Raw genomic sequence first — 25,828 nt, forward strand, 5'->3', positions numbered from 1 at the left:
CACGGGCTATACCCGATGCTGGAGCGCGGTAGCATCTCCGGCGCGCAGATATAACAGAATATCCGCCGCATCGAGTAACCCGGCATCAGAACTCACGCCCAGCTTGGACATCACATTAAACTTATGCGCCCGGATAGTCTTAATGTTACGTTCTAACTGGACGGCAATTTGCGGCATTGAGTAGCCGTTCGACATAAAACGCAGAATCTCCCGCTCGGTTGGACTAAGCATACAATTCTGGTGAAGTTCCCAAAGATTATCTGTACGCTCCGTTGTCCGCCGGGCGCTATTAAGCGATGTAAATAAGGCATCCTGTAAAACATCCAACGGCGACGCTTTGCTGATGACCCCATCCAGCGGCAGCGGGGATAGCGCGCTGATTAAGCGGGCTTCAGCATCATCATCTGCAATCACCAGACGCCGCATATGGGGATAATTTATCGCCAGTTCCGTCAGGCTGGATAATCCTGTCCGGCGTTCAGTTCTTAACGCAGAAAGAGAAAAAATAACGGCAGAAAACGGCGTCTTTAGCGCAGCCTTATAAAACGCGGATGGTTTTGAAAAAATATGAAGCGTATGTCGGCAATCCGGCATTGCATCAAATAGCCCTTTAATACCAATGGTGCTCATCACGCATTTTTCTACGAGCGCAACATTTCTCTTGCTGATTCTGTTTTCCATTCCATGGTTTCTCCATATACCGAAGGTAGGTTCAATTCTCTGGCTCCCTGAGAACTGTTTATCCATGCATACATCTCTGCATTACTGTGTATTGATAAGCGTCGCATGGCGCTATTTTTTTGGGCGCTAATTGTTTTATTACTTTTTTTAAGTAATGCCGCAATTTGGTTAATGCCCCACCCTTTTCCTAAAAGGCGTAATACTTTTCGTTCAGACAGCGTAAGGACAATCGGCCTGTCGTGGGACTGCTGAATTTCAGACGGTACCTGAGGCGATAATAACGTTTTGCTTATTCTTTCTGAACGAGCGTTTCCCGCATGGATAACGCTAATAAGATTCTCGATTGGCTCTTCGTCTGAAAGCAAGGTGCTGACGGGGCCCATCAGGAGATCAACCGCATGTGGATAGCTGGATTTAGGAACCAGAAATACCCAATGTATGTCGCGATATTGCGAGAGTAAGCTATAAAAATATTCGCAGATAGCACGGGGAGAGGCATTGTTAACTGCTAAATCAGCAATAACTAAATTACTTCGACGTAGTTGTAGCAGCGTTAGCTCTTCTATCGTACGGCAATACGCCAGTTTATAATCGGGGAAATTACCTGTTATAGCCCCTTTAAGGCCTTCCTGTATAAGGGGGGTTTTACTGATAATAAGTCCATTTTTGCAGCATCCTGGCAGCATAATTCCTCCGCACCCACGCCGCCCCTTTTCATTGTCCCATTAATAAAAATACTATTAACAATGAGCGCAAAGAAATATAAGCCGAGTGGATTAATTATCCTTGTTTTATTTTTAAAAATATAACATTGATTGCGCTACAATCCACATAGCACAAAAACATGAAATCACTATCGCATAGTTACTCATAAAACCAGAAGCAAGACAATTAAATTAACTAAATTTGCACATTAGTAATTCTAACGAAACTCATCATATTAATAAATTTAAAATATGAGTTCGTCCTTCATTCATATTGCTGAATCCTGAAATAAAAGCCCAACAATACTGACTGTCACCCATAAAATCCATGTAATATCTGCAAATTACACTAAGTCACGCCTATTTTTACACCGGCTGCTCACGCCATTGTTGCAAAACGATTAATGCATATCGTTGATAAAATTCACCACGTAATTGATTCAAAAATGAACGGCCAGGCTGGCATAATGTCTCTATTCTGGAAACGGACATACGAGAACCGTCACCCATAAGGATATCCTGCCTGTGACGAAGCGCACGTCTCAGGAAACTTATGCGTTGCGCCTGGCGGTTGACGTTTTTATCAACAAGAAATTGATCTTAACCAACGCCACCATGCCTGCGCTTCGTGTTAAAAAGAAAGCCTCTGTCATAGTGGCGGCGCATAGAATGTCTTTTCGGACAGGACGAGTCATGCAAGAAGAGCAATCAATTCAACGAGCAGTAACACGGTTATGTATTCAATGCGGGCTGTTTTTATTGCAGCACGGGGCGGAAAGCGCACTGGTTGATGAGCTTTCCACCCGCCTCGGTTTGGCGCTCGGTATGGATAGCGTCGAAAGCGCGATCTCCTCTAACGCCATTGTACTGACGACCATTAAAGACGGACAATGTCTGACATCGACACGTAAAAACCAGGATCGCGGCATTAATATGCACGTCGTCACGGAGGTTCAGCATATCGTTATCCTCGCGGAACATCGTCTGCTGGATTACAAAGGCGTGGAAAAACGCTTTAGCCAGCTCCGCCCGCTGCGTTATCCGCGCTGGCTGGTGGCGTTTATGGTCGGTCTTTCCTGCTCCTGCTTTTGTAAGCTGAATAATGGCGGCTGGGATGGCGCGGTTATCACCTTTTTCGCCAGTATGATAGCCATGTATATTCGCCAGATGCTAGCGCAGCGGCATTTACATCCGCAGATCAATTTTTGCATCACCGCCTTTGTCGCTACCACGATTTCCGGGCTGATGCTCACCCTTCCGGCCTTTAGCCAGACGCCCACTATCGCCATGGCGGCAAGCGTACTGCTACTGGTGCCGGGCTTTCCGCTGATTAATTCCGTGGCAGATATGTTTAAAGGACATATTAATACCGGGCTGGCGCGCTGGGCTATCGCCAGCCTGTTGACACTGGCCACCTGTGTGGGCGTAGTGATGTCAATGACAGTATGGGGGCTACGAGGATGGGTATAATCGACTTTTTACTGGCGCTAATGCAGGACATGATCTTGTCTGCGATCCCCGCCATCGGGTTTGCGATGGTCTTTAATGTTCCCCACCGGGCGCTTCCGTGGTGCGCGCTACTGGGGGCGCTGGGTCATGGCTCGCGTATGCTGATGATGAGCGCTGGTTTTAATATTGAATGGTCGACGTTTATGGCTTCGCTGCTGGTCGGCAGTATTGGTATTCAGTGGTCACGCTGGTATCTCGCTCACCCTAAAGTGTTTACCGTCGCGGCCGTGATCCCGATGTTTCCGGGGATTTCCGCCTATACCGCGATGATTTCCGCAGTAAAAATTAGCCATCTGGGCTATAGCGAACCGATGATGATTACGCTGCTAACCAATTTTCTGAAAGCCTCTTCCATTGTTGGCGCGCTCTCAATTGGCCTCTCTGTACCGGGATTATGGCTGTACCGCAAACGCCCCCGCGTGTGATCGGTGGAACGCCTCCTGCTGTTCTTACAGGTCTGTGTGGTACTATAAAAACAGTCGCCCTTCTCGGTTGTTGTTCCATATTGAGAAACATTATGTCTTCCAGAATTTTAACGTCGGACGTCATCGGTATTGACGCCCTTTTACACGATCATCATGCTGTGCTGGCGAAGTCAACGGGCGGCGCAGTGGCGGTATTCGCTAATAATGCGCCTGCCTTTTATGCCGTGACGCCTGCACGCATGGCTGAACTGCTGGCGCTTGAAGAAAAGTTATCACGTCCGGGAAGCGATGTGGCGTTAGACGCGCAATTTTACGAAGAACCCGAAGCCGCCCCCGTTGCGATTCCCTGCGGAAAATTCGCCATGTATCCCGCCTGGCAACCGGATGCGGATTTTCAGCGTCAGGCTGCCCTTTGGGGCGTGGCGCTTCGGGAGCCGGTCACCGCAGAAGAGCTGGCGGCGTTTATCGCCTACTGGCAGGCGGAAGGCAAGGTTTTTCACCATATCCAGTGGCAGCAAAAGCTGGCGCGCAGCGTGCAAATCAGCCGTTCCAGCAATGGCGGAATGCCGCAGCGCGACATCAATAGCGTCAGCGAACCTGACAATCATATTCCACCAGGTTTTAGGGGGTAACGATGAAAAATGTTGGCGACCTGATGCAGCGTCTACAAAAAATGATGCCTGCGCATATTACGCCGGCGTTTAAAACGGGCGAAGAACTGCTGGCGTGGCAGAAAGAGCAAGGCGAGATCCGGGCGGCGGCGCTGGCGCGGGAAAACCGGGCGATGAAAATGCAGCGCACCTTTAACCGTTCCGGCATTCGACCGCTGCATCAAAACTGTTCGTTTGATAACTATCGGGTTGAGTGCGACGGACAAATGAACGCGTTAAGCAAAGCCCGACAGTACGTTGATGAATTTGACGGCAATATCGCCAGCTTTGTCTTTTCCGGCAAGCCGGGAACCGGTAAAAACCATCTCGCCGCGGCTATTTGTAACGAGCTGCTGCTGCGCGGAAAGTCGGTACTGATTATCACCGTAGCGGATATTATGTCAGCGATGAAAGACACGTTCAGCAATCGGGAAACCAGCGAAGAGCAGTTGCTTAACGATCTGAGTAACGTTGATCTGTTGGTGATCGACGAGATCGGCGTGCAGACCGAATCCCGCTATGAAAAAGTGATCATCAATCAAATTGTCGATCGTCGTTCCTCGTCAAAACGTCCCACCGGCATGTTGACGAACAGCAATATGGAAGAGATGACGAAAATGCTTGGCGAACGCGTCATGGACCGTATGCGTCTCGGCAACAGTTTATGGGTTAATTTTACCTGGGACAGTTACCGCAGCCGGGTGACAGGTAAAGAGTATTAAATTGCAACGTGCTCCAGGGCGATACTACGCCTGGCAGGCATAACACAGGTGATTACCATGAATACAGCGAAACATGTTCTGTGCTGCGCGGCGGTCGCCTGCGTACTGTTTTCCACCAGCGGTATCGCCGCCTCCTGGCAGGATTCGCTTTCCAGCGCCGCCAGTCAGTTAAGCGCTCAGGGCGCGAACTCACAGCAGGGCGGGATGTCGCTTTCGGCGCTAACCGGTCTGCTCAGCAACGGCGCCCAGTCGCTCAGCGCCGATAATATGAATAATGCCGCCGGTATTTTGCAGTACTGCGCCAAACAGAAGCTGGCGTCCGCTACCAACGTGGAAAACGTTAAAAATCAGATTCTGAACAAGTTGGGGTTGGATACTACACAGCAGGAGCAGGACACTAACTACCTGAACGGCCTGCAAGGGTTGCTCAAGACGAAGGACGGCCAGCAGTTGAACCTCAATAATATCGGCAGTACGCCGCTGGCGGAAAAGGTGAAAACCAAAGCTTGCGATCTGGTGTTGCAGCAAGGGCTGAATTTCCTTTCCTGACTGCGTTTTTCTGACCATGCGCCACGCTGGGACGTCCTGATAAAAGCCGTGTTTTGGCCCTTTACCCGCCAGCACGGCATTAACCCGACTTTTCCTTTCGTCTTTTCCTGTTATTAACCGCTATGTCAGGAAGTGATGCCGATCAAAAAAACAACTTTCTAAACTCATTCTAAATAATAGCGCCGTGTAAAGTCATTAGAATTGCAGCAATGTGACATCGCTATTACATTGTTAGAAATTTTTTCCTGCCAGCGATAAGCCTGGTTTATTGAGGATCGTCAGTTGTCCGAGTTGCTCTCTGTCGCTCTGTTTCTCGCCTCTGTGCTGATATATGCCTGGAAGGCGGGCCGTAACACCTGGTGGTTTGCCGCCACTCTCACGGTGCTGGGACTTTTTGTCATTCTGAATATTACCCTGTATGCCAGCGACTATTTTACCGGCGACGGGATCAACGACGCAGTGCTTTATACGCTCACGAATAGTCTGACGGGAGCGGGAGTCGGCAAATATATTCTGCCGGGAATCGGCATTGCCCTGGCGTTAGTGGCGGTATTTGGCGCGCTGGGATGGGTACTACGCCGCCGCCGTCACCATCCTCATCATGTCGGTTACAGCCTGCTGGCGTTACTGCTGGCGTTGGGTTCGGTCGACGCTAGCCCGGCGTTTCGCCAGATTACCGAACTGGTAAAATCACAAATGCGCGATGGCGATCCGGATTTTGCCGTTTATTATAAAGAACCAGCAAAAACCATTCCTAATCCGAAGCTCAATCTGGTCTATATCTACGGCGAGAGCCTGGAACGGACCTATTTTGATAATGACGCGTTCCCCAATCTCACGCCAGAGTTGGGCGCGCTGAAAAATGAGGGGCTGGATTTCAGCCATACCATGCAACTGCCGGGAACGGATTACACCATCGCCGGGATGGTGGCCTCCCAGTGTGGTATTCCGCTGTTTGCGCCGTTTGAGGGCAATGCCTCAGCGTCGGTTTCCAGCTTCTTCCCGCAGAATATCTGCCTCGGCGATATTCTGAAAAACTCCGGCTACCAGAACTATTTCGTGCAGGGCGCTAACCTGCGTTTTGCCGGGAAAGACGTGTTCCTGAAATCACACGGATTTGATCATCTGTACGGCGCTGAAGAGCTGAAAACGGTGGTGGCAGACCCGTCTTATCGTAACGACTGGGGCTTCTACGACGATACGGTGCTTGATGAGGCATGGAAGAAATTTGAAGCGCTTTCCCGCTCAGGCCAGCGTTTTTCGCTGTTTACGCTGACCGTAGATACTCACCACCCGGACGGGTTTATCTCACGCACCTGCAACCGCAAACGCTACGATTACGACGGCAAGCCCAACCAGTCCTTTAGCGCCGTAAGTTGCAGCCAGGAAAACATCGCCGAGTTTATCAACAAAATCAAAGCGTCACCGTGGTTTAAAGATACCGTTATCGTCGTCTCTTCCGACCATCTGGCGATGAACAATACCGCCTGGAAATACCTGAATAAGCAAGATCGCAACAATCTGTTTTTCATTCTGCGCGGCGATAAACCACAGCAGGAGACGCTGGCGGTCAAACGCAACACGATGGACAACGGCGCAACGGTGCTGGATATTCTCGGCGGCGATAATTTTATCGGTCTGGGACGTAGCAGCCTTTCCGGGCAGTCGCTGTCGGAAGTGTTCCTGAATGTAAAAGAGAAAGTGCTGGCGATGAAGCCGGATATTATTCGCCTGTGGAATTTTCCGAAAGAGATAAAAGCGTTCACTATCGATCGGGACAAAAACATGATCGCGTTTTCCGGCAGCCACTTCCGCCTGCCGTTACTACTGCGCGTATCGGATAAGCGTGTTGAACCGTTACCGGAAAGTGAATACTCCGCTCCGCTGCGGTTCCAGTTGGCCGACTTCGCCCCGCGCGATAATTTCGTTTGGATCGATCGCTGCTACAAAATGGCGCAGCTATGGGCACCGGCGCTGGCGCTCTCCACCGACTGGTGCGTCTCGCAGGGGCAGCTTGGCGGGCAGCAAACCGTACAGCATGTCGATAAAGCGCAGTGGCAGGGTAAGACGGCGTTTAAAGATACGATGATCGATATGGAACGCTACAAAGGCAACATCGATACCTTAAAGATTGTCGATAACGATATTCGTTATAAAGCCGATAGCTTTATCTTTAATGTGGCGGGCGCGCCGGAGGAGGTGAAGCAGTTTAGCGGCATTTCCCGGCCGGAGTCCTGGGGGCGCTGGTCAAATGCGCAGTTGGGCGATGAGGTTAAAATCGAATATAAAGCGCCGCTGCCGAAAAAGTTTGATCTGGTGATCACCGCCAAAGCCTTCGGCGACAACGCGAATCGCCCGATTCCGGTACGCGTAGGCAACGAAGAACAGACGCTGGTGCTGGGTCACGATGTGTCCACTATCACGCTGCATTTCAACAACCCGACGGACGCGAATACCTTAGTCATTGCGCCGCCCGCTCCCGTCTCCACCAACGAAGGTAATATTTTGGGCCATTCGCCGCGCAAATTGGGGATTGGCATGGTGGAGATCAAAGTGGTGAATGTTGAGAGTTAAAAGAGAATGTCATATATGCCGGGTGGCGGCTGCGCCTTACCCGGCCTACACATCATCTTTATCAATAAACTGGCGCACAGGCCTGATAAGCGCTACGCCATCAGGCAAAAGTGTGAACATCTCATCCGGCCTACGATCATCTGTAGGCCGACTGTTCACCATACGCCCTTAAAACGTTTCCCAATTATCGCTGCCGTCGGCCACAGCGGCCTTTGGTGACGACACGGCTGCCGGGGTTTTTACCGCTGCCACATCACGCGCACGCTGCTGTTGCTGGTGAATACGGAACACCGCGACGGCCTGGGTCAGACGGCTGGCTTGCTCTTCCAGCGCCGCAGCCGCGGCGGCGGACTCTTCCACCAGCGAGGCGTTCTGCTGCGTTACGCGATCCATCTCCGCTACCGCCAGGCCCACCTGGTCGATGCCACGACTTTGCTCGTCAGACGCCGAGGCAATCTCGCCCATGATATCGGTCACGCGGGTCACTGCATTGACGATCTCATCCATGGTTTCACCGGCGCTTTCGACCAGCGTCGAACCCACATCAACACGGCTCACGGAATCCTCAATCAGACTCTTGATCTCTCGTGCCGCCTGCGCGCTACGCTGGGCCAGATTACGGACTTCACCGGCCACCACCGCGAACCCGCGTCCCTGCTCGCCTGCGCGCGCCGCTTCTACCGCCGCATTCAGCGCCAGGATATTGGTCTGGAAAGCAATACCGTCGATTACGCTGATAATATCGGCGATTTTCTGCGAACTGGAGGCGATATCGCGCATTGTTTGTACGACGTTATCCACTACTTTGCCGCCTTTTTGCGCTGTTTCAGAGGCGCTCAATGCCAGGTGACTGGCCTGACGGGCGTTTTCGGCGTTCTGTTTCACGGTGGCGGTCAGTTGTTCCATACTGGCGGCGGTCTCTTCCAGAGACGCTGCCTGCTGCTCAGTACGGGAAGAGAGATCGTTGTTACCCATCGCAATCTCGCTGGCACCGCTATAGATTGCATTCGCGCCGTTACGTACATCGCCAACGGTACGCATCAGTTCACTTTGCATATGACGCAGGTTTTCAGCCAACTGCCCCATTTCGTTGGAGCCTTCCACATCAATACGTTTCACCAGATCGCCGCTGGCGATATGACGAATGCTTTCAATCAGACGATTCATCGGGGCGATAAGCGACAGTTTGATGCCGAACCAGACGGCGATAATGACCACCAGAACGGCAATCAGCACACTGACCAGTACCCACATCGCCTGGTTGTAGGAACTGTTGTTATCCTCAACAGCAATATCGTACAGACGATCGTTTTGCTGCATATAGGCCATGTACTGCTTCTCAAAAGCGTCCTGATAGCTTTGAGTCGGTTGATCAAAAAACTCGTTAATCTTACCCGCGCCAAGAAGCTGAATAAGCTCCGCCAACGCGCCGTGGTAGATATCATAGGTTCGTTTGATCTCAAGGAAAGCCGCCTCACTCTGACGTGGATCGCGCGGTAACGACTCATACTGCGCCCAGTTTTTTTCGGTCAGCTTCAGCGCATTGGTCGCCCCCTGCATCAGTTCAGCGACAGTTGCGCCGCTGCCAATATTGCTCTGGTCCATCATCCAGCGGATACCCGCGCGATTCAGGGTATTACGCGTTTGCAACAGTTCCACCCAGGTTGCATTCAGGGCAGACTGCTGCTGACGAATGGTTTGCAATACGGTGAAGTTTTCTTTGTCATTCTTCAGCGAGTTGAAGAACAGCCCGCCGGATGTCAGTTGTAAAAGGCCAAATAGCGCCAATACCAGCAGTAAGCTGGTAACAATTTTAATTCGCTTTAACATGTTTTCTCTTTCCGCTAGACAGATACAGAATTTTCGGCCTGGAAAGGGAAAACTTTATGGGATGCGCGCCATTAATATCACGATTAGCTCAGTGAAGTCGTCATGACGCCCCGCGCAACAAGGATCGTCCCATTTTATATCGTGATCTCAATCACATAAAATAGCCCACGCCCTCCTCCGCGAAACCGCTTACCGGTACGTCCGACCGCTTAAACCGCCATACAACCACTCACTGATTTACCTAACTTTACGCGCGCGATGATCTGGCAAGATCCTCTCAGCATAGCAGTCAATCTACCTCCTCAAACACGAACTCAATGTCCACCCAGCTTCGGCTGATAATTAAACTTACAACCAGGTTTTACTATGGATACGAAAAAGATATTCAAGCACATACCCTGGGTGATTCTCGGAATCATCGGTGCTTTCTGCCTCTCGGTCGTTGCCCTACGTCGGGGTGAACACGTGAGCGCCCTGTGGATCGTGGTCGCTTCCGTTTCCGTCTATCTGGTGGCTTACCGCTACTACAGCCTGTACATCGCCCAGAAGGTCATGAAACTCGACCCGACGCGCGCGACACCGGCGGTTATCAATAACGACGGCCTGAACTACGTGCCGACTAACCGCTACGTGCTGTTTGGTCACCACTTCGCCGCCATCGCCGGCGCAGGTCCGCTGGTCGGGCCGGTATTGGCCGCGCAGATGGGCTATCTGCCGGGGACGCTGTGGTTGCTGGCGGGCGTGGTGCTCGCGGGCGCAGTGCAGGACTTTATGGTGCTGTTCATCTCTTCCCGCCGTAACGGCGCCTCTCTTGGCGAGATGATCAAAGAAGAGATGGGTACCGTTCCAGGCACCATCGCGCTGTTCGGCTGCTTCTTAATCATGATCATCATCCTCGCGGTGCTGGCATTAATCGTGGTGAAAGCGCTGGCCGAAAGCCCGTGGGGCGTCTTCACCGTCTGCTCAACGGTACCGATTGCGCTGTTTATGGGCATCTACATGCGCTTCCTGCGTCCGGGACGCGTAGGCGAAGTCTCCGTTATTGGTATCGTGCTGCTGGTGGCGTCTATTTACTTCGGCGGCGTGATTGCCCACGACCCGTACTGGGGCCCGGCGCTGACCTTTAAAGACACCACCATTACCTTCGCGCTGATCGGCTACGCCTTTGTTTCCGCGCTGCTGCCGGTATGGCTGATCCTCGCCCCGCGCGACTATCTCGCTACCTTCCTGAAAATCGGTGTGATCGTCGGTCTGGCGCTGGGGATTGTGATCCTCAACCCGGAACTGAAAATGCCGGCGTTGACGCAGTACGTCGACGGTACCGGCCCGCTGTGGAAAGGCGCTCTGTTCCCGTTCCTGTTCATCACCATCGCCTGTGGCGCCGTCTCTGGCTTCCACGCGCTCATCTCTTCCGGTACCACGCCGAAACTGCTGGCCTGTGAGACCGATGCGCGTTTTATCGGCTACGGCGCGATGCTGATGGAGTCCTTTGTTGCGGTGATGGCGCTGGTGGCGGCCTCGATCATTGAACCGGGTCTCTACTTCGCGATGAACACCCCGCCGGCAGGTCTGGGCATTACCATGCCAAACCTGCACGAGATGGGCGGCGAGAACGCGCCGCTGATTATGGCGCAGTTGAAAGACGTTACCGCACACGCGGCGGCGACCGTCAGCTCCTGGGGCTTTGTGATTTCCCCGGAACAAATCCTGCAAACTGCGAAAGATATCGGTGAACCGTCAGTATTGAACCGCGCAGGCGGCGCGCCAACGCTGGCAGTAGGTATCGCGCATGTGTTCCACAAAGTCCTGCCGATGGCGGATATGGGCTTCTGGTATCACTTCGGTATTCTGTTCGAAGCGCTGTTCATCCTGACCGCACTGGATGCGGGTACCCGTTCCGGCCGCTTTATGTTGCAGGATTTGCTGGGTAACTTCGTCCCGTTCCTGAAAAAAACCGATTCTCTGGTCGCGGGTATCATCGGTACCGCAGGCTGCGTCGGTTTGTGGGGCTATCTGCTGTATCAGGGCGTGGTCGACCCGCTGGGCGGCGTGAAGAGCCTGTGGCCGCTGTTCGGTATCTCTAACCAGATGCTGGCCGCCGTGGCGCTAGTGTTGAGCACCGTGGTACTGATCAAAATGCAGCGCACCAAGTACATCTGGGTAACGGTGATCCCGGCGGTATGGCTGCTGATCTGCACCACCTGGGCGCTGGGCCTGAAACTGTTCAGCGCCAACCCACAGATGGAAGGTTTCTTCTACATGGCAAACCTGTATAAAGAGAAGATTGCCAACGGCACCAACCTGACCGCGCAGCAGATTGCCAACATGAACCATATCGTGGTGAACAACTACACTAACGCTGGTTTGAGTATTCTGTTCCTGGTGGTGGTGTACAGTATTATCTTCTACGGTTTCACCACCTGGATGAAGGTACGCAACAGCGATAAACGTACCGACAAAGAAACCCCGTATGTGCCCGTGCCGGAAGGCGGCGTGAAGATCTCTTCACACCACTAAAACTGATGCCGGGTAGCGCACAGCGATCCCGGCTAGTGTAGGCCGGATAAGGCGCAAGCCGCCATCCGGCTTTATTCATTAACAGGACGGCAGAATGTTTGATACTTTAGGTCAGGCAAAAAAATATCTCGGCCAGGCGGCAAAAATGTTGATTGGTATTCCGGACTACGACAACTATGTCGAGCACATGAAAACCAATCATCCCGACAAGCCGTACATGACCTATGAAGAGTTCTTCCGCGAACGTCAGCAAGCACGTTACGGCGGCGATGGCAAAGGCGGTATGCGCTGTTGTTAATGGAGAGACTATGACCCCGATTGCAGTTACCCTACTTACCGGTTTTCTTGGTGCCGGCAAAACCACCCTACTACGCCATATCCTCAACGAACAACATGGTTTTAAAATCGCCGTTATCGAAAACGAATTTGGCGAAGTCTCCGTTGACGATCAACTGATTGGCGATCGCGCCACACAGATCAAAACCCTGACCAATGGCTGCATCTGCTGTACCCGCTCCAACGAGCTGGAAGATGCGCTATTAGACCTGCTCGACAGCCGCGACCGCGGCGATATTGCTTTCGACCGCCTGGTGATTGAATGCACCGGCATGGCTGACCCCGGCCCGATTATTCAGACCTTTTTCTCCCATGACGTATTATGCGAACGCTACCTGTTAGATGGCGTGATTGCGCTGGTCGACGCGGTGCACGCTAACGAGCAGATGAACCAGTTCACCATCGCCCAGTCGCAGATAGGCTACGCCGACCGTATCCTGCTGACCAAAACCGACGTGGCAGGCGACAGCGAGAAACTGCGCGAGCGGCTGGCGCGTATCAACGCCCGCGCCCCGGTTTACACCGTGGTACACGGCGATATTGACCTGAGTCAGTTGTTTAATACCAGCGGCTTTATGCTGGAAGAGAACGTGCTGGCAAGCCAACCGCGTTTCCACTTTATTGCCGATAAACAGAACGATGTGTCGTCAATTGTGGTGGAGCTGGATTACCCGGTGGATATCAGCGAGGTTTCGCGGGTGATGGAAAACCTGCTGCTGGAATCAGCGGATAAACTGCTGCGTTACAAAGGGATGCTGTGGATCGACGGCGAACCCAACCGTCTGCTGTTCCAGGGCGTGCAGCGTCTCTACAGCGCCGACTGGGACAGACCGTGGGGCGACGAAACGCCGCACAGCACGCTGGTATTTATCGGGATCCAGTTGCCGGAAGACGAGATTAGAACGGCGTTTGCGGGGTTAAGGAAGTAAACGGGCGCAGAAAAGCCGGGACCGCACAGGAGATTGTATGCCCCTTATCCGAGATATTCACCAACGCTTCTGGCGTCTGCCACAACTGCCGTGGCTGGAGCTACGTACCACCAGTGAAAGCCGTCAGGCCTATAAGCGCCACAGCCACCCGCAACTGTCGCTGGGCGCGATCATCGCCGGAGAAACCCGCTGCATCAGTAACGGGCAAGAGTATCTGTTACGCCCCGGCGAGCTGATCCTGATCCCCCCGCAATCTCCACACAGTTGTAACCCGCTCCACGAGCGACCACGCAGCTATCATATGCTGTATCTCGATGCGGACTGGTGTCTGACGCAGCTCCCCCATTTGCCGGCGGATAGCCGCCTGCATACCACGCAGCCACAGTTGCAGAACCCGCAGCTTTTCCAGCTTTATCAGCAAATTGTGACGTCTATTACTCAGCAGCAAACCGCCGGACTTCCGGCGCTTATTATCCACCTGTTGCGCGCCCTGCCGCTACAAAGCGCCGACGCCGAACCGCCATGCGCCATCAGCCGCCAGTTGGTTGCCCGCTTAGTCAGCAACCTTCAGGAACCGCCGACGCTGGACACACTGGCGCAGGAGTTTGCGCTCCGTAAGGAGACTCTGATTCGCACTTTTAAGCAGGATACAGGCCTGACTCCTGTCAGCTTTACCAATATGGCCCGCATTGAATATGCCCGGCACCGATTGCGCGCCGGGGACGATATTGCCGATGTTGCCTATCAGACCGGTTTCGCCGATCAAAGTCATTTCCACAAAACCTTCGTCAGCTACACGGCGGCAACGCCGCGTCAGTACGCGCAGAACAGATCAATATCCGACAATAAATAGCGCATCCGCAGGTATAGGCTGACCTCAGTATCATCACTGAGGTTACTATGGAACAGGTTACAACGTTATTTCCCCCGGCGTTTCCCGCACTGGCGCTGGCGCATTTTATGGCGCTGCTCAGCCCGGGCCCGGACTTCTTTTTGCTGGTCGGTTACGCCGTACGCTATCGGCTGCGCGGCAGCGTCGGGCTGTGCCTCGGCATTGCGGCGGGAAATGGGCTCTATATTCTGCTGGTAGTGATTGGGTCAGGGCTACTACGTCAGACGCCGCTGCTCTTTACCATCATCGAACTATTGGGTGCCGCCTACCTGCTATGGGTGGGCCGTCAACTGTTGAAAAGCCGCGCTGGGCCGCTGGAGTGGCGGTACGCCGCATCGGCATGTCCGTCACTGGCAAAACAACTATTACTGGGGCTAGGTTCATCGCTGTTGAATCCGAAAAATGCTCTGTTTTATCTGGCGCTAATGACCGCCCTGCTGGGCCCAAACGTGACCGTTACACAGCAGGCCATATGTGGAATCTGGATGACCAGCGTAGTGTTACTCTGGGATCTGCTGCTGATAACGCTTATCGCCCTGCCGCAAATTCAACGTCGCTTGGGTAATCTTGTCTGGAAAATTGAACGCGCCGCCGGCGGCATTTTGATCGCCTTTGGCTGCTGGATTGTGTGGCAGTTCATTACCAGTTAAATCGATGAGGGGCAGCTTTATACGGTGGTCAACGTTGCCCGGGCAGATGAATAGGGTCTGCATCATTCGAACCCTTTCCTTCTTATAATGCTGACGCCGCCATAAATTAACCTGCCCCAGAAACCAATAAAACGACTAAATAGCCGCTTTATTCTCATCACCAAATATAATATCACCTCTCATCCAGCGGCTTATTTTCATTGATTTTCAGCTGGACTTTTCTTTTATTTACTGATGATATATCCAGGTATTTAGCGCGGTGCGAGCGTGCGCCAACACGCCCGCACCGCTAATCACAATCCCTATTAAACAGGAATAGAGACCATGACTACCCCGCATTCTATTGCAGAATTCACCGATCCAGAAGTCTCCCCGACAAATAACCGTCACTTGACCGTGAGTTATGCGAGCCGCTACCCGGATTACAACCGTATTCCCGCTATTACCCTGAAAGGTCAGTGGCTGGAAGACGCCGGGTTTACCACCGGTACGCAGGTCGATGTAAAGGTGATGAACGGCTGTATTGTGCTCAGCGCACAGCAGCCGCAACCAGAAGAAAGCGATTTGATGCAGTCGCTGCGCCAGGTGTGCAAGCTATCGGCGCGTAAGCAAAAGCAGGTGCAGGCGTTTATCAGCGTGATGGCAGGATCTAAGTAAATACATAAAATAAGCTGGCAAAGAACCCTTGCCAGCTTTAATTATAATTAATATCAATGATTGAAGGGAAACCATGCAGCTAAAAGTAAAAGAAAACATTACGCTTTGGAGAAATGAAGGATTAATTTTTTATATCATCCTGGGATTTCTATGTACTTTATTTATGGAGGTCAACGCACTATTACCATACTATCTTCAGCAAAGTATATTTTTCGAAACGCTGATGAATTACATGGTCTTCAATACGTTATTTTCGCTTGCCTTATGTGAGATTTTTTTTGCGATGCTGGTAGTTGTTTGTAATAACACTAAACTAGAGAAGCTTACAAATAATATTTTGAAAGAGTTACATAAAAGAATTATGCAAGGTTCTTTCGTTATATCCTTCTTATCTTTCGGAATATCTCTATTTTGTATGATGGCATTCTGTATTGGTTCGCTGATAATAAATAATAATTACTATGGAAAACATGCCATAAATTTTGCTTACCCATTTGTTTTATTTCTATCCTTCCCTTATCTTATACATAAATGTATAACAATCCTGTGTACTCAATTAAAAGGATTTCCCAAAAGCAAAATTCATGCAGCCATAATAATGTTACTGATAATTGCAGCCGCCATTATCATTCCATGCATATTTAACAAAAAAGAAAAAATGACTATAACCATTGATAAGGAAAAATATCATGCAATTGAGCAAAAAACTAAGGTAAAACCAGAAAAATATATTGAGAAAAAGATTAATGATATTAATATTAATGATATAAAATAGTGAGCACGCATAACATAAGGGCATAGTAATATATCATAAAATCCTTTAACTACTATTGCCCTTGAATAGATCCACTATTCCACATCCTTCCTTTCCAACCCGATATCCCTTAACTGCTCGTCACTCATTCGCCGCAGCGCCTGACAGGCCCGCTTACGCAGCCACCACCTTTTTAGCGCCCGTCTGAGCTGCACAAAGCCAATGAATGGTTGTCTGGGGCGGTTCTCGTAAAATTCCATACCGGCCTCCGCATAGAACAGAAAATGCGGGCATCATGAATGTCTGTACAAACAATACCGGGATAAAAAGCACGGTTAGTGCAACGTGGATAAATAAGGAGGGCAATTGAGGGGGTTTTGTTCGCTTATTTCGTTCTGATTTAAGATCCGCGTCCTTCGCTGCAAAAAGCCAGGCCCCTCCCATTTTCAGAGGGGCAACAGGGATTAGCGGCGCACCACTACCAGCTTCTGGTTCACAAACTCCTTAATCCCCAGATCCGATAGCTCGCGTCCGAAGCCCGAACGCTTAACGCCGCCGAACGGCAGCTCCGCTGCGGTATCGGTCAGCCAGTTGATATAAACCATCCCGGTTTCAATCCGGGAGGCCATGCGTTTAGCACGCTCAATATCCTGACTAAACACCGCGCCGCCCAAGCCGTAGTGGGAATCGTTGGCGAGTTTTACCGCCTCGTCATCGTCTTTCACCACATACATCTGCGCCACCGGGCCGAAGAACTCTTCAAAGTACGCCGGGTTGTCACGCGTAATGTGGGTCAGAATGGTCGGCTCAAAGAAGTTGCCTTTGCTCTCCAGCGGCTTGCCGCCAACGTGCAGCGTCGCGCCATTTTTCACCGCGTCCTCGACCTGTCTGGTCAGTGTTTCCAGCGCATCTTTCGACGACAGCGGCCCCAGTTCGGTAGAAGCGTCCATCTGATCCCCCACCTTCACCTTCCTGAACGCCTCGGTGAACTGGCTGAGGAATTGATCGGCGATTTTCTCATGCAGGATAAAGCGCTTCGCCGCCGTACATACCTGCCCTGCATTAGTGAGTCGTGCCTGCACGCCAATTTTCACCGCTTTCTCAAGATCGGCATCGTCCAGCACGACGAACACATCGTTCCCGCCCAGTTCCAGCGTCGATTTTTTAATGTGCTTCGCCGCCTGTGCCGCCACGGCGCTCCCCGCTTTTTCAGATCCGGTCAGCGCCGCGCCCTGCACGCGCGGGTCGGCGATGATGTTCGCCACCTGATCGGAGGAAATAAACAGGTTGGTCCATGCGCCGTCCGGCGCGCCAGCTTCACGCACCAGATGGGCAAACGTCTCGGCACAGTGCGGTACGATGCTGGCATGTTTCGCCAGCACCGGGTTACCAGCGGCCAGGTTCGGCGCCAGCACACGCATCAACTGATAGTACGGGAAGTTCCACGGCTCAACAGCCATGATGACGCCAATCGGATGATGTTCTACCCACGCGTCGCCAAACTCGGTTTTATAAGGCACCGGGGCAAGAAACTGCTTCGCGTTATCCGCATAATAGCGAGCGATCTGCGCACACAGTTTGACTTCGCCACGGCTCTGCTCGATGAGCTTGCCCATCTCCTGGCTGGCGATTTTTGCCAGTTCTTCAACACGGCTGTCGATCAAGTCAGCCAGCTTATGCAGTACCGGCAGACGTTGGTCAATCTCTCCTTTGGACCAGTCGGAGTGATAGAGCGCGTCAGCTTTTTGCAGCGCGGCTTCAATATCCGCGTCCGTGTGCGGGGGATACTCTTTAATGAGCTGATTATTGGCAGGATTCACTGTCTGGTAAGCCATATCACATGTCTCCTTGTTATCGTCATTAAGGCAGCCGTAAATGCCGCTCAGAACAATAAGGGTAGTAGAGATGGCTGGCGCTATCGGTAAAGTTCGGTATATTCGTGCGGTTATCAGCGATAATTATAGAGATCGTTGCCCGGCGATCACCGGGCCTGCAACATTCAGACTGGAACCGCGTTAGTGGCTAACATCCTGAAGCTCTTCAGCCGTAAGGCCGGTGAACCGCTGGACAGTCTCGCGGTCAAGTCCGTCCGCCAGCATCTGTCTGGCGATACGCAATGCGGCAACACGCTGACCTTTTTCCAGCCCTTCCTCCAGACCAACCTGTCTTCCTTGCCGTTCCCCTTTTCTGCGATCCGCTGCGCGGATCCTCTCTATCAGCGTCATCAGTCTCTCCTTAGTGTGCGGGACATGCCCTACCACATCACGAATAAACGTGGTGAAACGAGGCGTATGTCCGTGCTGAATCATAAGATAATTAAACAGCGCTTTAAGCTGCCTGTCATTAGCGCAACCAGTAACTAACAGCGAAGCAATCCGTTCAACCAGTCCCAGCAGGTCGCGCTGGCGGATATGTTTTTGGATGAGCTCCAGCAGCGCAATGCGGCGGTGCTGCATAATGTCATCATCCGATACCACCGTAATATCGACCAGCGGAAAGGCAGCGGCATAGAGTCTTCTTGCCACTTCCGGGTTCGCAAACTCATCCAGCCAGCACAGCGAAAAAGGATACGGGCTATCAACACCGTGATAAAACAGCATCGGCACCACCAGCGGAAGATGCTTATGCCCCGCATCCAGATGCTGTTGCATTGCCGCCATCGCATACCGCATCAGCCGAAACGCCATATGCGCATCCGGCGTGCTCTGATGTTCAATCACGACATAGATATAACCGTCGCCCTCGCGCGTTTTCAGCGACCAAAGCACATCGGAATAATAGGCTCGCAGATTTTTTTCAATAAAACTGCCGGGTTCCAGCTTTAGCGTCCGCAGGTCGCAAAGCTGGCGTAACGACACCGGCAGATGAATCTCCATAAAATCGCGGGCGGTTTCCGGGTGGCGCAAAAAGGTTTTAAACACCGCATCATGCGGTGTTGAGGTCGTCGATTTTTTCATGGCGCTCCATCACCCCAAACCAGGATGCTGCGACTCTACCTCCTGAAAATTCCTTTCTCATCCGTACCTTTTCAGCATTGCGAGGCGCGACGGAAGATAAATCCTGTTATCTGTAATGCACATGCATTTTCGGAACTGAACACGCAAAATACCAGCCTGCGCGCCCTGCCTTTATCTTTATTAACCAGACAAACTCTTTTGATTAACATCAAAATTTAATTACACTTAATGTGTATATTTTCCGTGCAACGTAAATTTCCCGAGGTGTGATGTGCTGATTGTTATCTGTAATCGCCACACGTTCTGACGAGATTCAGAACGCGTCTCTTCCTGTCTGTGTTTTCACCGGCAGCGTTTTTGATTACATGAAATTCAGTACATCCGCAGCCGCTGTTTCCATCGCCTGCCTGACGTCACGATGACGGTATTGAGTTTCGCTGTCCCATCATAGGGTTCTCCGACATGGAGCGCATTTTTTATGCAACGGATTATTCAGTTTTTCTCCCAACGCGCCACAACGTTATTTTTCCCGATGGCGCTGATTTTGTACGATTTTGCCGCCTATCTGACGACGGATCTGATTCAGCCTGGCATCATTAACGTCGTGCGCGATTTTAATGCTGACGTCAGTCTTGCGCCGGCCTCGGTCAGTCTCTATCTGGCAGGCGGAATGGCGTTGCAATGGCTTCTGGGGCCGCTATCCGACAGGATTGGCCGCCGGCCAGTGCTGATTGCAGGGGCATTAATTTTTACTCTCGCCTGCGCGGCAACGCTGTTGACGACCTCAATGACGCAGTTTCTGATTGCCCGTTTTGTGCAGGGCACCAGCATTTGCTTTATCGCAACGGTCGGCTACGTCACGGTACAGGAGGCTTTCGGTCAAACCAAAGCCATTAAGCTGATGGCGATTATTACCTCCATTGTGCTGGTCGCTCCGGTTATCGGCCCGCTCTCCGGCGCCGCGCTGATGCACTTCGTTCACTGGAAGGTACTGTTCGGTATTATTGCGATGATGGGACTGTTAGCGTTGTGCGGCCTGCTGCTGGCGATGCCAGAAACGGTGCAACGCGGCGCGGTGCCGTTCAGCGCGGTGAGCGTACTGCGCGATTTTCGTAATGTGTTTCGCAACCCGATTTTTCTCACCGGGGCGGCGACGCTGTCGTTGAGCTACATCCCGATGATGAGCTGGGTGGCGGTGTCGCCGGTGATCCTGATCGATGCCGGCGGGATGAGTACTTCGCAATTCGCCTGGGCGCAGGTGCCCGTATTCGGCGCGGTGATCGTGGCCAATATGATCGTTGTGCGCCTGGTGAAAGATCCGACCCGACCGCGTTTTATCTGGCGCGCCGTACCAATCCAGTTAAGCGGGCTGGCGACATTGCTCCTCGGTAATCTTCTTCTGCCGCACGTCTGGCTTTGGTCTGTGCTGGGCACCAGCCTGTACGCGTTCGGCATTGGCATGATTTTCCCGACGCTGTTTCGCTTCACGCTTTTCTCCAACAACTTGCCAAAAGGGACGGTTTCGGCCTCACTGAACATGGTGATTCTGACGGTGATGGCGGTGTCGGTCGAAGTTGGCCGCTGGCTGTGGTTTCACGGCGGGAGACTGCCGTTTCACCTGCTGGCAGCGGTGGCCGGAGTGATCGTGGTCTTCACCCTGGCGACATTATTACAGCGCGTACGCCAGCATGAGGCAGCAGAACTGGCCGCTGAGAAGTAAACACTCTGCCGGATAGAGGCTTATCCGGCACAGGATAATCTGATGTTTTTTGCACGTTCCTGCCGTCTGGCTCTATCCTTAACCCTATGAATAAAATCGCCGAACTCAAACGCGCCAAACGCCTGGCGCTCTCACTGTTGCTGATAGCCGCCGCGACGTTTGTAACCACGCTTTTCCTGCCGCCCAGTTTCTGGGTGCTGGGCGTAAAAGCTATTGCCGAAGCGGCGATGGTTGGCGCGCTGGCGGACTGGTTTGCCGTGGTGGCGCTGTTTCGCCGTATTCCCATTCCGTTTATTTCACGACATACGGCGATTATTCCCCGTAATAAAGACCGAATCGGCGAAAATCTTGGGCAATTTGTGCAGGAGAAGTTCCTTGATACGCAGTCGCTGATCGCGCTAATCCGCCGCCATGAACCCGCGCTGCTTATCGGAAACTGGTTCAGCCAGCCGGACAACGCCAGCCGGGTCGGGCAGCATCTGCTGCAAATTATGAGCGGCTTTCTGGAACTAACCGATGACGCCCGTATTCAGCGGCTGCTCAAGCGAGCGGTACATAAGGCGATTGATAAAGTGGATCTTTCCGGCACCAGCGCCCTGATGCTGGAAAGCATGACCAAAAACGATCGTCACCAGGTGTTACTCGATACGCTGATCGCCCAGCTTATCGCCCTGTTACAGCGTGACAGCTCCCGAACATTTATCGCCAGACAGATCATACGCTGGCTGGAGACCGAGCATCCGTTAAAAGCGAAGATTCTGCCGACCGAATGGCTGGGAGAACACAGCGCTGAACTGGTCTCCGACGCGGTGAATTCTCTGCTGGATGATATCAGTCACGATCGCGCGCATCAGATTCGTCATGCCTTCGATCGCGCGACGTATAAGCTGATCGATAAACTTAAACATGATCCGGAAATGGCTGCCCGGGCAGAAAACATTAAAAGTTACCTGAAGGAAGATGAGGCGTTTAACCGTTATCTCGGCGAGATCTGGGCGGATCTACGCCAGTGGTTAAAAACAGATATCAACGCCGAAGACTCGAAGGTAAAGCAGCGCATCGCTCATGCCGGACAATGGTTTGGCGAGACACTGATCGCCGACGACGCATTACGCGCCTCGCTTAACGGTCATCTGGAACAGGCCGCGCACCGCGTCGCGCCGGAATTCGCCGCCTTCCTGACGCGCCACATCAGCGATACCGTAAAAGGCTGGGATGCGCGCGATATGTCGCAGCAGATTGAGCTTAATATCGGTAAAGATTTGCAGTTTATCCGCGTGAACGGCACGCTGGTCGGCGGCGCTATTGGTCTGGTGTTATATTTACTGTCGCAAATACCGGCACTGCTCAGTATCTAAGAAGGGGAAGGCGCAATTCTCGTTCAGATTAACTGCCAAACCCCGCACGTGGGAGGCATTAATTTAATGTCATTTCCCACCGATGCCCCTCTTCTCAATCCGTTATTCGCCTGCGCTTCACTTTCTTTTCTTGCAAATTTGAAACATTAATTTTACTTTTTATTATCATTTACAACAACAATCCGGCATTCCTGCCTTACTTTAGCAAAGAGAAAAACCATGGTTCATGCTCAGAGCGCTTCACCTCGCCATCCCATTTTTACGGCGCTTTTCGGTATGATGGTATTGACGCTGGGGATGGGAGTTGGCCGCTTTCTGTATACGCCCATGCTGCCGGTAATGCTGGCGGAAAAGCAGCTAACGTTTAACCAACTCTCCTGGATTGCCAGCGCCAATTATGCAGGGTACCTGGCGGGAAGCTTACTGTTTTCCTTTGGCCTTTTTCATCTCCCCTCTCGTCTACGCCCCATGCTGCTGGCTTCGGCGGTCGCCACCGGTATTCTTATTCTGTCTATGGCGATATTTACTCAGCCCGCGGTCGTCATGTTGGTGCGCTTCCTGGCAGGTGTCGCGAGCGCGGGAATGATGATTTTTGGATCAATGATTGTGTTGCATCATACCCGCCATCCGTTTGTTATCGCCGCGCTCTTTTCCGGCGTCGGGGCCGGGATTGCACTGGGTAACGAATATGTCATTGGCGGTTTACATTATGCGCTTTCGGCCCATTCGCTATGGCTGGGGGCCGGAGCGCTCGCCGGTATATTGCTATTAATCGTGGCAATGTTGATTCCCCCCCGCGCTCATGCGCTGCCGCCTGCGCCTTTAGCAAGAATCGAAAATCAGCCTATGCCCTGGTGGCAACTGACGCTGTTGTACGGTTTCGCCGGATTCGGCTACATCATTGTCGCTACCTATTTGCCGTTGATGGCGAAAAGCGCGGGCTCTCCGCTACTCACGGCGCACCTTTGGTCGTTGGTCGGCCTGGCGATCATTCCCGGCTGCTTCGGCTGGCTGTGGGCGGCAAAACATTGGGGCGTCCTGCCATGCCTGACCGCGAATCTGTTGATCCAGAGCGCCTGCGTGCTGCTGTCTCTCGCCAGCGACTCGTTGTTGCTGTTAATACTGAGCAGTATTGGTTTTGGCGCCACGTTTATGGGCACAACCTCGCTGGTGATGCCGCTTGCCCGACAGCTCAGCGCACCGGGTAATATTAATTTGTTAGGCCTGGTGACGCTAACGTATGGTATTGGGCAAATTCTCGGTCCGCTCGCCGCCAGTCTGTCAGGCAATGGCGCGTCGGCAATTATCAACGCCACGCTTTGCGGCGCCGCGGCGCTCTTTTTTGCCGCGCTGATCAGCGCCGCGCAGCAGATAAAACAAAAACGGTTTGTGATACGTGAATAAGCGGTAGAGTAAACTCGCGCTCTCCGCACCGGGTTGTATCTTTAACGCTATTCGCGGCGCAATGCGGATCTGTTTTTAATAGCACATCCTCAACACGTTATTTCAAGTTAAAAATGACACTAAAAACCATGCTTATTTTATGGTTTTTGGTGTTATCAATCTGCCTATTATTTTATATACCCTTCATACTTTAAGTTGCTTATGTGTTGGCTACGGATTACCCGGCCCATCCATGGGCCTCGCCCTGACGGGCCGTTGCTCACCCCAGTCACATAGTTATCTATGCTCCTGGGGACTCACTCCCTTGCCGCCTTTAAGCAACTCGAATTATTTTGGGTATATATCCCATTATGATGATTATCGCGCCCTTTCAAATCATCACAATTATAAATAAATCACATCATGAAATTAATTAGATGATTCGTTTTTTATTACCTGCCCGTAGGATTCTTAGGACGCAAACTGACCCATCAGCGGCTACTGACCTGATCGTGACAATTCCTCTTAAGGCGTGAAAAATTACAGTAAAAAGTAAAATTTAGGTTAAAAAATCCTATTTTTTAACAACGATAATTAAGTGGCGTGAAATTGACTAACGTCAAATTTATTTCCTCTTTTTCCTGCTCCCGGCTCCGGCCTGCGTCAACACCTGTTTCTTTGCTTTTTTACCTCGCGTTATACCGTCCACGGTTCCCCGCGCCTCCGGCAGTAGCGAGGATGGTGATTTTTCGCGCTGCTATGCAAGAAACGCATAGCACGATACATACTTGCATTTTGCCCTTACCCTCATGACTGATAAGGTCTTTCTGTTTCGGGCTTTTTGGCCTGTGGCTACAACCAACACATCATCAAAAAAATTCGGGGATCGCTATGGTGCAACAAGTGGACGGGGCGGCCATGCCGCTTGATACAGAAAAGGTCGGGATAAAGGGATACCTGGCGTTTTTTCTCACCATTATTTTCTTTTCCGGCGTATTTTCCGGAAGCGAAGGCTGGTGGCGCGTTTTTGATTTTACCGTACTCAACGGGTCATTCGGTCATGTGACCGGTACGCAGACCTTTCGCGGCGCGGGCGGAACGGGCGCGAAAGATGGCTTCCTTTTTGCGCTGGAGCTGGCACCGTCGGTTATCCTTTCTCTGGGTATCATCGCGATTACGGATGGACTGGGCGGTCTGCGGGCGGCGCAGCAATTGATGACACCCATCCTGAAACCATTGCTTGGCATTCCCGGCATTTGCTCACTGGCGCTGATCGCCAACCTGCAAAATACCGACGCCGCGGCGGGTATGACCAAAGAGCTGGCGCAGGAAGGCGAAATCACCGAACGCGATAAAGTGATTTTTGCCGCCTGGCAGACCAGCGGCAGCGCTATTATCACCAACTATTTCTCCTCCGGCGTTGCGGTATTCGCCTTTCTGGGGACGTCAGTCATCATTCCGCTGGTGGTCATTCTGCTATTCAAATTTATCGGCGCAAACCTTTTGCGCGTCTGGATTAACATCGAAGAACGCCGTCACCCTGCGCAAGGAGCCCAATCATGACGACTCAGGTACGTAAGAATGTCATGGATATGTTTATCGATGGCGCACGCCGCGGTTTTACCATCGCCACAACCAACCTGTTACCCAATGTGGTCATGGCATTTGTCATTATTCAGGCGCTGAAAATTACCGGTCTGCTCGACTGGGTAGGCCATATCTGCCGGCCCGTGATGGCGTTGTGGGGGCTTCCCGGCGAAGCGGCTACGGTGCTTCTGGCTTCGCTGATGAGTATGGGCGGCGCCGTTGGCGTGGCGGCCAGTCTGGCTACCGCCGGCGCGCTAAGCGGCCACGATGTTACCGTACTACTGCCAGCCATTTACCTGATGGGAAACCCGGTACAGAATGTCGGCCGCTGTCTCGGTACTGCCGAAGTCAACGCCAAATATTACCCGCATATTATCGCAGTCTGCGCCATCAATGCGCTGCTGTCGATCTGGGTCATGCAGCTTATTGTTTAATAAGGAGTTA

General features: G+C 52.1%; 25 protein-coding genes. 19 read left to right on the forward strand and 6 right to left on the reverse strand.

The window, feature by feature from the left end:
• Positions 1–6: 6 nt before the first annotated feature.
• Positions 7–681 (reverse strand): DNA-binding transcriptional activator BglJ, encoded by a 675-nt coding sequence (gene bglJ / locus NAZ64_RS13585; RefSeq protein ID WP_000431546.1) that lies wholly within the window; start codon positions 679–681, stop codon positions 7–9.
• Positions 642–1,367 carry a response regulator transcription factor gene (locus NAZ64_RS13590; protein WP_000936659.1) on the reverse strand — a complete coding sequence of 242 codons (726 nt, stop codon included), beginning with the start codon at positions 1,365–1,367 and terminating at the stop codon, positions 642–644. The genes bglJ and NAZ64_RS13590 overlap by 40 nt, the downstream gene beginning before the upstream one ends.
• Before the next feature lie 711 nt (positions 1,368–2,078).
• Here NAZ64_RS13590 and NAZ64_RS13595 point away from each other — a divergent pair.
• The 6 genes from NAZ64_RS13595 (at position 2,079) to opgB (ending at position 7,814) form a co-directional block, all read left to right on the forward strand.
• Entirely contained in the window at positions 2,079–2,855 is a 777-nt protein-coding gene (locus NAZ64_RS13595) for a threonine/serine exporter family protein (RefSeq protein ID WP_001674846.1), read from the forward strand.
• Positions 2,846–3,319 (forward strand): threonine/serine exporter, encoded by a 474-nt coding sequence (locus NAZ64_RS13600; RefSeq protein WP_079826872.1) that lies wholly within the window; start codon positions 2,846–2,848, stop codon positions 3,317–3,319. The genes NAZ64_RS13595 and NAZ64_RS13600 overlap by 10 nt, the downstream gene beginning before the upstream one ends.
• Before the next feature lie 92 nt (positions 3,320–3,411).
• Positions 3,412–3,951 (forward strand): primosomal protein DnaT, encoded by a 540-nt coding sequence (dnaT, locus tag NAZ64_RS13605; protein ID WP_000098573.1) that lies wholly within the window; start codon positions 3,412–3,414, stop codon positions 3,949–3,951.
• Positions 3,952–3,953: 2 nt separating this feature from the next.
• Complete coding sequence (gene dnaC / locus NAZ64_RS13610) at positions 3,954–4,691, forward strand: replicative helicase loader DnaC (protein ID WP_000799924.1); 738 nt, start codon at positions 3,954–3,956, stop codon at positions 4,689–4,691.
• Between the two features lie 57 nt (positions 4,692–4,748).
• Positions 4,749–5,240, forward strand: coding sequence for a YjjA family protein (locus tag NAZ64_RS13615; protein WP_024797791.1), 492 nt, complete (start codon positions 4,749–4,751; stop codon positions 5,238–5,240).
• 282 nt (positions 5,241–5,522) lie between these two features.
• Entirely contained in the window at positions 5,523–7,814 is a 2,292-nt protein-coding gene (gene opgB, locus NAZ64_RS13620; protein WP_042947772.1) for a phosphatidylglycerol--membrane-oligosaccharide glycerophosphotransferase, read from the forward strand.
• A gap of 168 nt (positions 7,815–7,982) precedes the next feature.
• Here the strand turns inward: opgB and tsr are convergent, their stop codons facing one another.
• Positions 7,983–9,644 carry a methyl-accepting chemotaxis protein gene (gene tsr / locus NAZ64_RS13625; protein WP_220569433.1) on the reverse strand — a complete coding sequence of 554 codons (1,662 nt, stop codon included), beginning with the start codon at positions 9,642–9,644 and terminating at the stop codon, positions 7,983–7,985.
• Positions 9,645–10,010: 366 nt separating this feature from the next.
• On the opposite strand from tsr, the gene btsT reads away from it, so the two are divergent.
• The 7 genes from btsT to NAZ64_RS13660 all read left to right on the forward strand — a co-directional run bounded on the left by btsT (position 10,011) and on the right by NAZ64_RS13660 (position 16,400).
• Positions 10,011–12,161 (forward strand): pyruvate/proton symporter BtsT, encoded by a 2,151-nt coding sequence (btsT, locus tag NAZ64_RS13630; RefSeq protein WP_000379928.1) that lies wholly within the window; start codon positions 10,011–10,013, stop codon positions 12,159–12,161.
• Between the two features lie 94 nt (positions 12,162–12,255).
• On the forward strand, positions 12,256–12,459 hold the full coding sequence (locus NAZ64_RS13635; RefSeq protein ID WP_000460616.1) for a YbdD/YjiX family protein: 204 nt from the start codon (positions 12,256–12,258) through the stop codon (positions 12,457–12,459).
• 10 nt (positions 12,460–12,469) lie between these two features.
• Positions 12,470–13,426, forward strand: coding sequence for a GTPase (gene yjiA / locus NAZ64_RS13640; protein ID WP_000187840.1), 957 nt, complete (start codon positions 12,470–12,472; stop codon positions 13,424–13,426).
• Between the two features lie 37 nt (positions 13,427–13,463).
• Complete coding sequence (locus tag NAZ64_RS13645; RefSeq protein ID WP_001523695.1) at positions 13,464–14,279, forward strand: AraC family transcriptional regulator; 816 nt, start codon at positions 13,464–13,466, stop codon at positions 14,277–14,279.
• Positions 14,280–14,326: 47 nt separating this feature from the next.
• Positions 14,327–14,968, forward strand: a complete 642-nt coding sequence (locus NAZ64_RS13650) for a LysE family translocator (protein ID WP_000438687.1) — start codon at positions 14,327–14,329, stop codon at positions 14,966–14,968.
• A gap of 324 nt (positions 14,969–15,292) precedes the next feature.
• Entirely contained in the window at positions 15,293–15,625 is a 333-nt protein-coding gene (gene symE, locus NAZ64_RS13655; RefSeq protein ID WP_001647389.1) for an endoribonuclease SymE, read from the forward strand.
• A 73-nt stretch (positions 15,626–15,698) separates the two neighbouring features.
• Positions 15,699–16,400, forward strand: coding sequence for a hypothetical protein (locus NAZ64_RS13660; protein ID WP_023197696.1), 702 nt, complete (start codon positions 15,699–15,701; stop codon positions 16,398–16,400).
• A 74-nt stretch (positions 16,401–16,474) separates the two neighbouring features.
• On the opposite strand, the gene yjiS is transcribed toward NAZ64_RS13660, so the two are convergent.
• The gene (gene yjiS, locus NAZ64_RS13665; protein ID WP_000397917.1) at positions 16,475–16,639 is read right to left on the reverse strand and encodes a DUF1127 domain-containing protein YjiS; all 165 of its coding nucleotides are present in this window, start codon (positions 16,637–16,639) and stop codon (positions 16,475–16,477) included.
• Between yjiS and NAZ64_RS13670 the strand changes: the two genes are divergently transcribed.
• Entirely contained in the window at positions 16,606–16,749 is a 144-nt protein-coding gene (locus tag NAZ64_RS13670; RefSeq protein WP_001595639.1) for a hypothetical protein, read from the forward strand. The genes yjiS and NAZ64_RS13670 overlap by 34 nt on opposite strands.
• Before the next feature lie 94 nt (positions 16,750–16,843).
• Here the strand turns inward: NAZ64_RS13670 and NAZ64_RS13675 are convergent, their stop codons facing one another.
• Both NAZ64_RS13675 and NAZ64_RS13680 read right to left on the reverse strand, forming a co-directional pair.
• Positions 16,844–18,214: an NAD-dependent succinate-semialdehyde dehydrogenase gene (locus tag NAZ64_RS13675; RefSeq protein WP_023212768.1), complete on the reverse strand. Its 1,371-nt coding sequence runs from the start codon at positions 18,212–18,214 to the stop codon at positions 16,844–16,846.
• Positions 18,215–18,394: 180 nt separating this feature from the next.
• The gene (locus tag NAZ64_RS13680) at positions 18,395–19,336 is read right to left on the reverse strand and encodes an Rpn family recombination-promoting nuclease/putative transposase (RefSeq protein ID WP_023197796.1); all 942 of its coding nucleotides are present in this window, start codon (positions 19,334–19,336) and stop codon (positions 18,395–18,397) included.
• A gap of 478 nt (positions 19,337–19,814) precedes the next feature.
• Here NAZ64_RS13680 and mdtM point away from each other — a divergent pair, with 478 nt between their 5' ends.
• The 5 genes from mdtM to NAZ64_RS13705 all read left to right on the forward strand — a co-directional run bounded on the left by mdtM (position 19,815) and on the right by NAZ64_RS13705 (position 25,818).
• Positions 19,815–21,056, forward strand: a complete 1,242-nt coding sequence (gene mdtM / locus NAZ64_RS13685) for a multidrug efflux MFS transporter MdtM (RefSeq protein WP_220569435.1) — start codon at positions 19,815–19,817, stop codon at positions 21,054–21,056.
• An 86-nt stretch (positions 21,057–21,142) separates the two neighbouring features.
• Complete coding sequence (locus NAZ64_RS13690; RefSeq protein WP_001033033.1) at positions 21,143–22,414, forward strand: DUF445 domain-containing protein; 1,272 nt, start codon at positions 21,143–21,145, stop codon at positions 22,412–22,414.
• A 219-nt stretch (positions 22,415–22,633) separates the two neighbouring features.
• On the forward strand, positions 22,634–23,818 hold the full coding sequence (locus NAZ64_RS13695) for an MFS transporter (RefSeq protein WP_220569436.1): 1,185 nt from the start codon (positions 22,634–22,636) through the stop codon (positions 23,816–23,818).
• An 870-nt stretch (positions 23,819–24,688) separates the two neighbouring features.
• Entirely contained in the window at positions 24,689–25,360 is a 672-nt protein-coding gene (locus tag NAZ64_RS13700; RefSeq protein ID WP_220569437.1) for a nucleoside recognition domain-containing protein, read from the forward strand.
• Positions 25,357–25,818 carry a YjiG family protein gene (locus NAZ64_RS13705; RefSeq protein WP_220569438.1) on the forward strand — a complete coding sequence of 154 codons (462 nt, stop codon included), beginning with the start codon at positions 25,357–25,359 and terminating at the stop codon, positions 25,816–25,818. Before NAZ64_RS13700 ends, NAZ64_RS13705 begins: the two co-directional genes overlap by 4 nt.
• The last annotated feature ends 10 nt before the right edge of the window (positions 25,819–25,828 follow it).

The organism is Salmonella sp. A1325, from assembly GCF_056991255.1.

Coding starts and splice junctions, on each gene's coding strand:
- bglJ (WP_000431546.1), bottom strand. CDS start 681: ATGGAAAACAGAATCAGCAAGAGAAATGTTGCGCTCGTAGAAAAATGC.
- NAZ64_RS13590 (WP_000936659.1), bottom strand. CDS start 1,367: ATGCTGCCAGGATGCTGCAAAAATGGACTTATTATCAGTAAAACCCCC.
- NAZ64_RS13595 (WP_001674846.1), top strand. CDS start 2,079: ATGCAAGAAGAGCAATCAATTCAACGAGCAGTAACACGGTTATGTATT.
- NAZ64_RS13600 (WP_079826872.1), top strand. CDS start 2,846: ATGGGTATAATCGACTTTTTACTGGCGCTAATGCAGGACATGATCTTG.
- dnaT (WP_000098573.1), top strand. CDS start 3,412: ATGTCTTCCAGAATTTTAACGTCGGACGTCATCGGTATTGACGCCCTT.
- dnaC (WP_000799924.1), top strand. CDS start 3,954: ATGAAAAATGTTGGCGACCTGATGCAGCGTCTACAAAAAATGATGCCT.
- NAZ64_RS13615 (WP_024797791.1), top strand. CDS start 4,749: ATGAATACAGCGAAACATGTTCTGTGCTGCGCGGCGGTCGCCTGCGTA.
- tsr (WP_220569433.1), bottom strand. CDS start 9,644: ATGTTAAAGCGAATTAAAATTGTTACCAGCTTACTGCTGGTATTGGCG.
- btsT (WP_000379928.1), top strand. CDS start 10,011: ATGGATACGAAAAAGATATTCAAGCACATACCCTGGGTGATTCTCGGA.
- NAZ64_RS13635 (WP_000460616.1), top strand. CDS start 12,256: ATGTTTGATACTTTAGGTCAGGCAAAAAAATATCTCGGCCAGGCGGCA.
- yjiA (WP_000187840.1), top strand. CDS start 12,470: ATGACCCCGATTGCAGTTACCCTACTTACCGGTTTTCTTGGTGCCGGC.
- NAZ64_RS13645 (WP_001523695.1), top strand. CDS start 13,464: ATGCCCCTTATCCGAGATATTCACCAACGCTTCTGGCGTCTGCCACAA.
- NAZ64_RS13650 (WP_000438687.1), top strand. CDS start 14,327: ATGGAACAGGTTACAACGTTATTTCCCCCGGCGTTTCCCGCACTGGCG.
- symE (WP_001647389.1), top strand. CDS start 15,293: ATGACTACCCCGCATTCTATTGCAGAATTCACCGATCCAGAAGTCTCC.
- NAZ64_RS13660 (WP_023197696.1), top strand. CDS start 15,699: ATGCAGCTAAAAGTAAAAGAAAACATTACGCTTTGGAGAAATGAAGGA.
- NAZ64_RS13670 (WP_001595639.1), top strand. CDS start 16,606: ATGGTTGTCTGGGGCGGTTCTCGTAAAATTCCATACCGGCCTCCGCAT.
- yjiS (WP_000397917.1), bottom strand. CDS start 16,639: ATGGAATTTTACGAGAACCGCCCCAGACAACCATTCATTGGCTTTGTG.
- NAZ64_RS13675 (WP_023212768.1), bottom strand. CDS start 18,214: ATGGCTTACCAGACAGTGAATCCTGCCAATAATCAGCTCATTAAAGAG.
- NAZ64_RS13680 (WP_023197796.1), bottom strand. CDS start 19,336: ATGAAAAAATCGACGACCTCAACACCGCATGATGCGGTGTTTAAAACC.
- mdtM (WP_220569435.1), top strand. CDS start 19,815: ATGCAACGGATTATTCAGTTTTTCTCCCAACGCGCCACAACGTTATTT.
- NAZ64_RS13690 (WP_001033033.1), top strand. CDS start 21,143: ATGAATAAAATCGCCGAACTCAAACGCGCCAAACGCCTGGCGCTCTCA.
- NAZ64_RS13695 (WP_220569436.1), top strand. CDS start 22,634: ATGGTTCATGCTCAGAGCGCTTCACCTCGCCATCCCATTTTTACGGCG.
- NAZ64_RS13700 (WP_220569437.1), top strand. CDS start 24,689: ATGGTGCAACAAGTGGACGGGGCGGCCATGCCGCTTGATACAGAAAAG.
- NAZ64_RS13705 (WP_220569438.1), top strand. CDS start 25,357: ATGACGACTCAGGTACGTAAGAATGTCATGGATATGTTTATCGATGGC.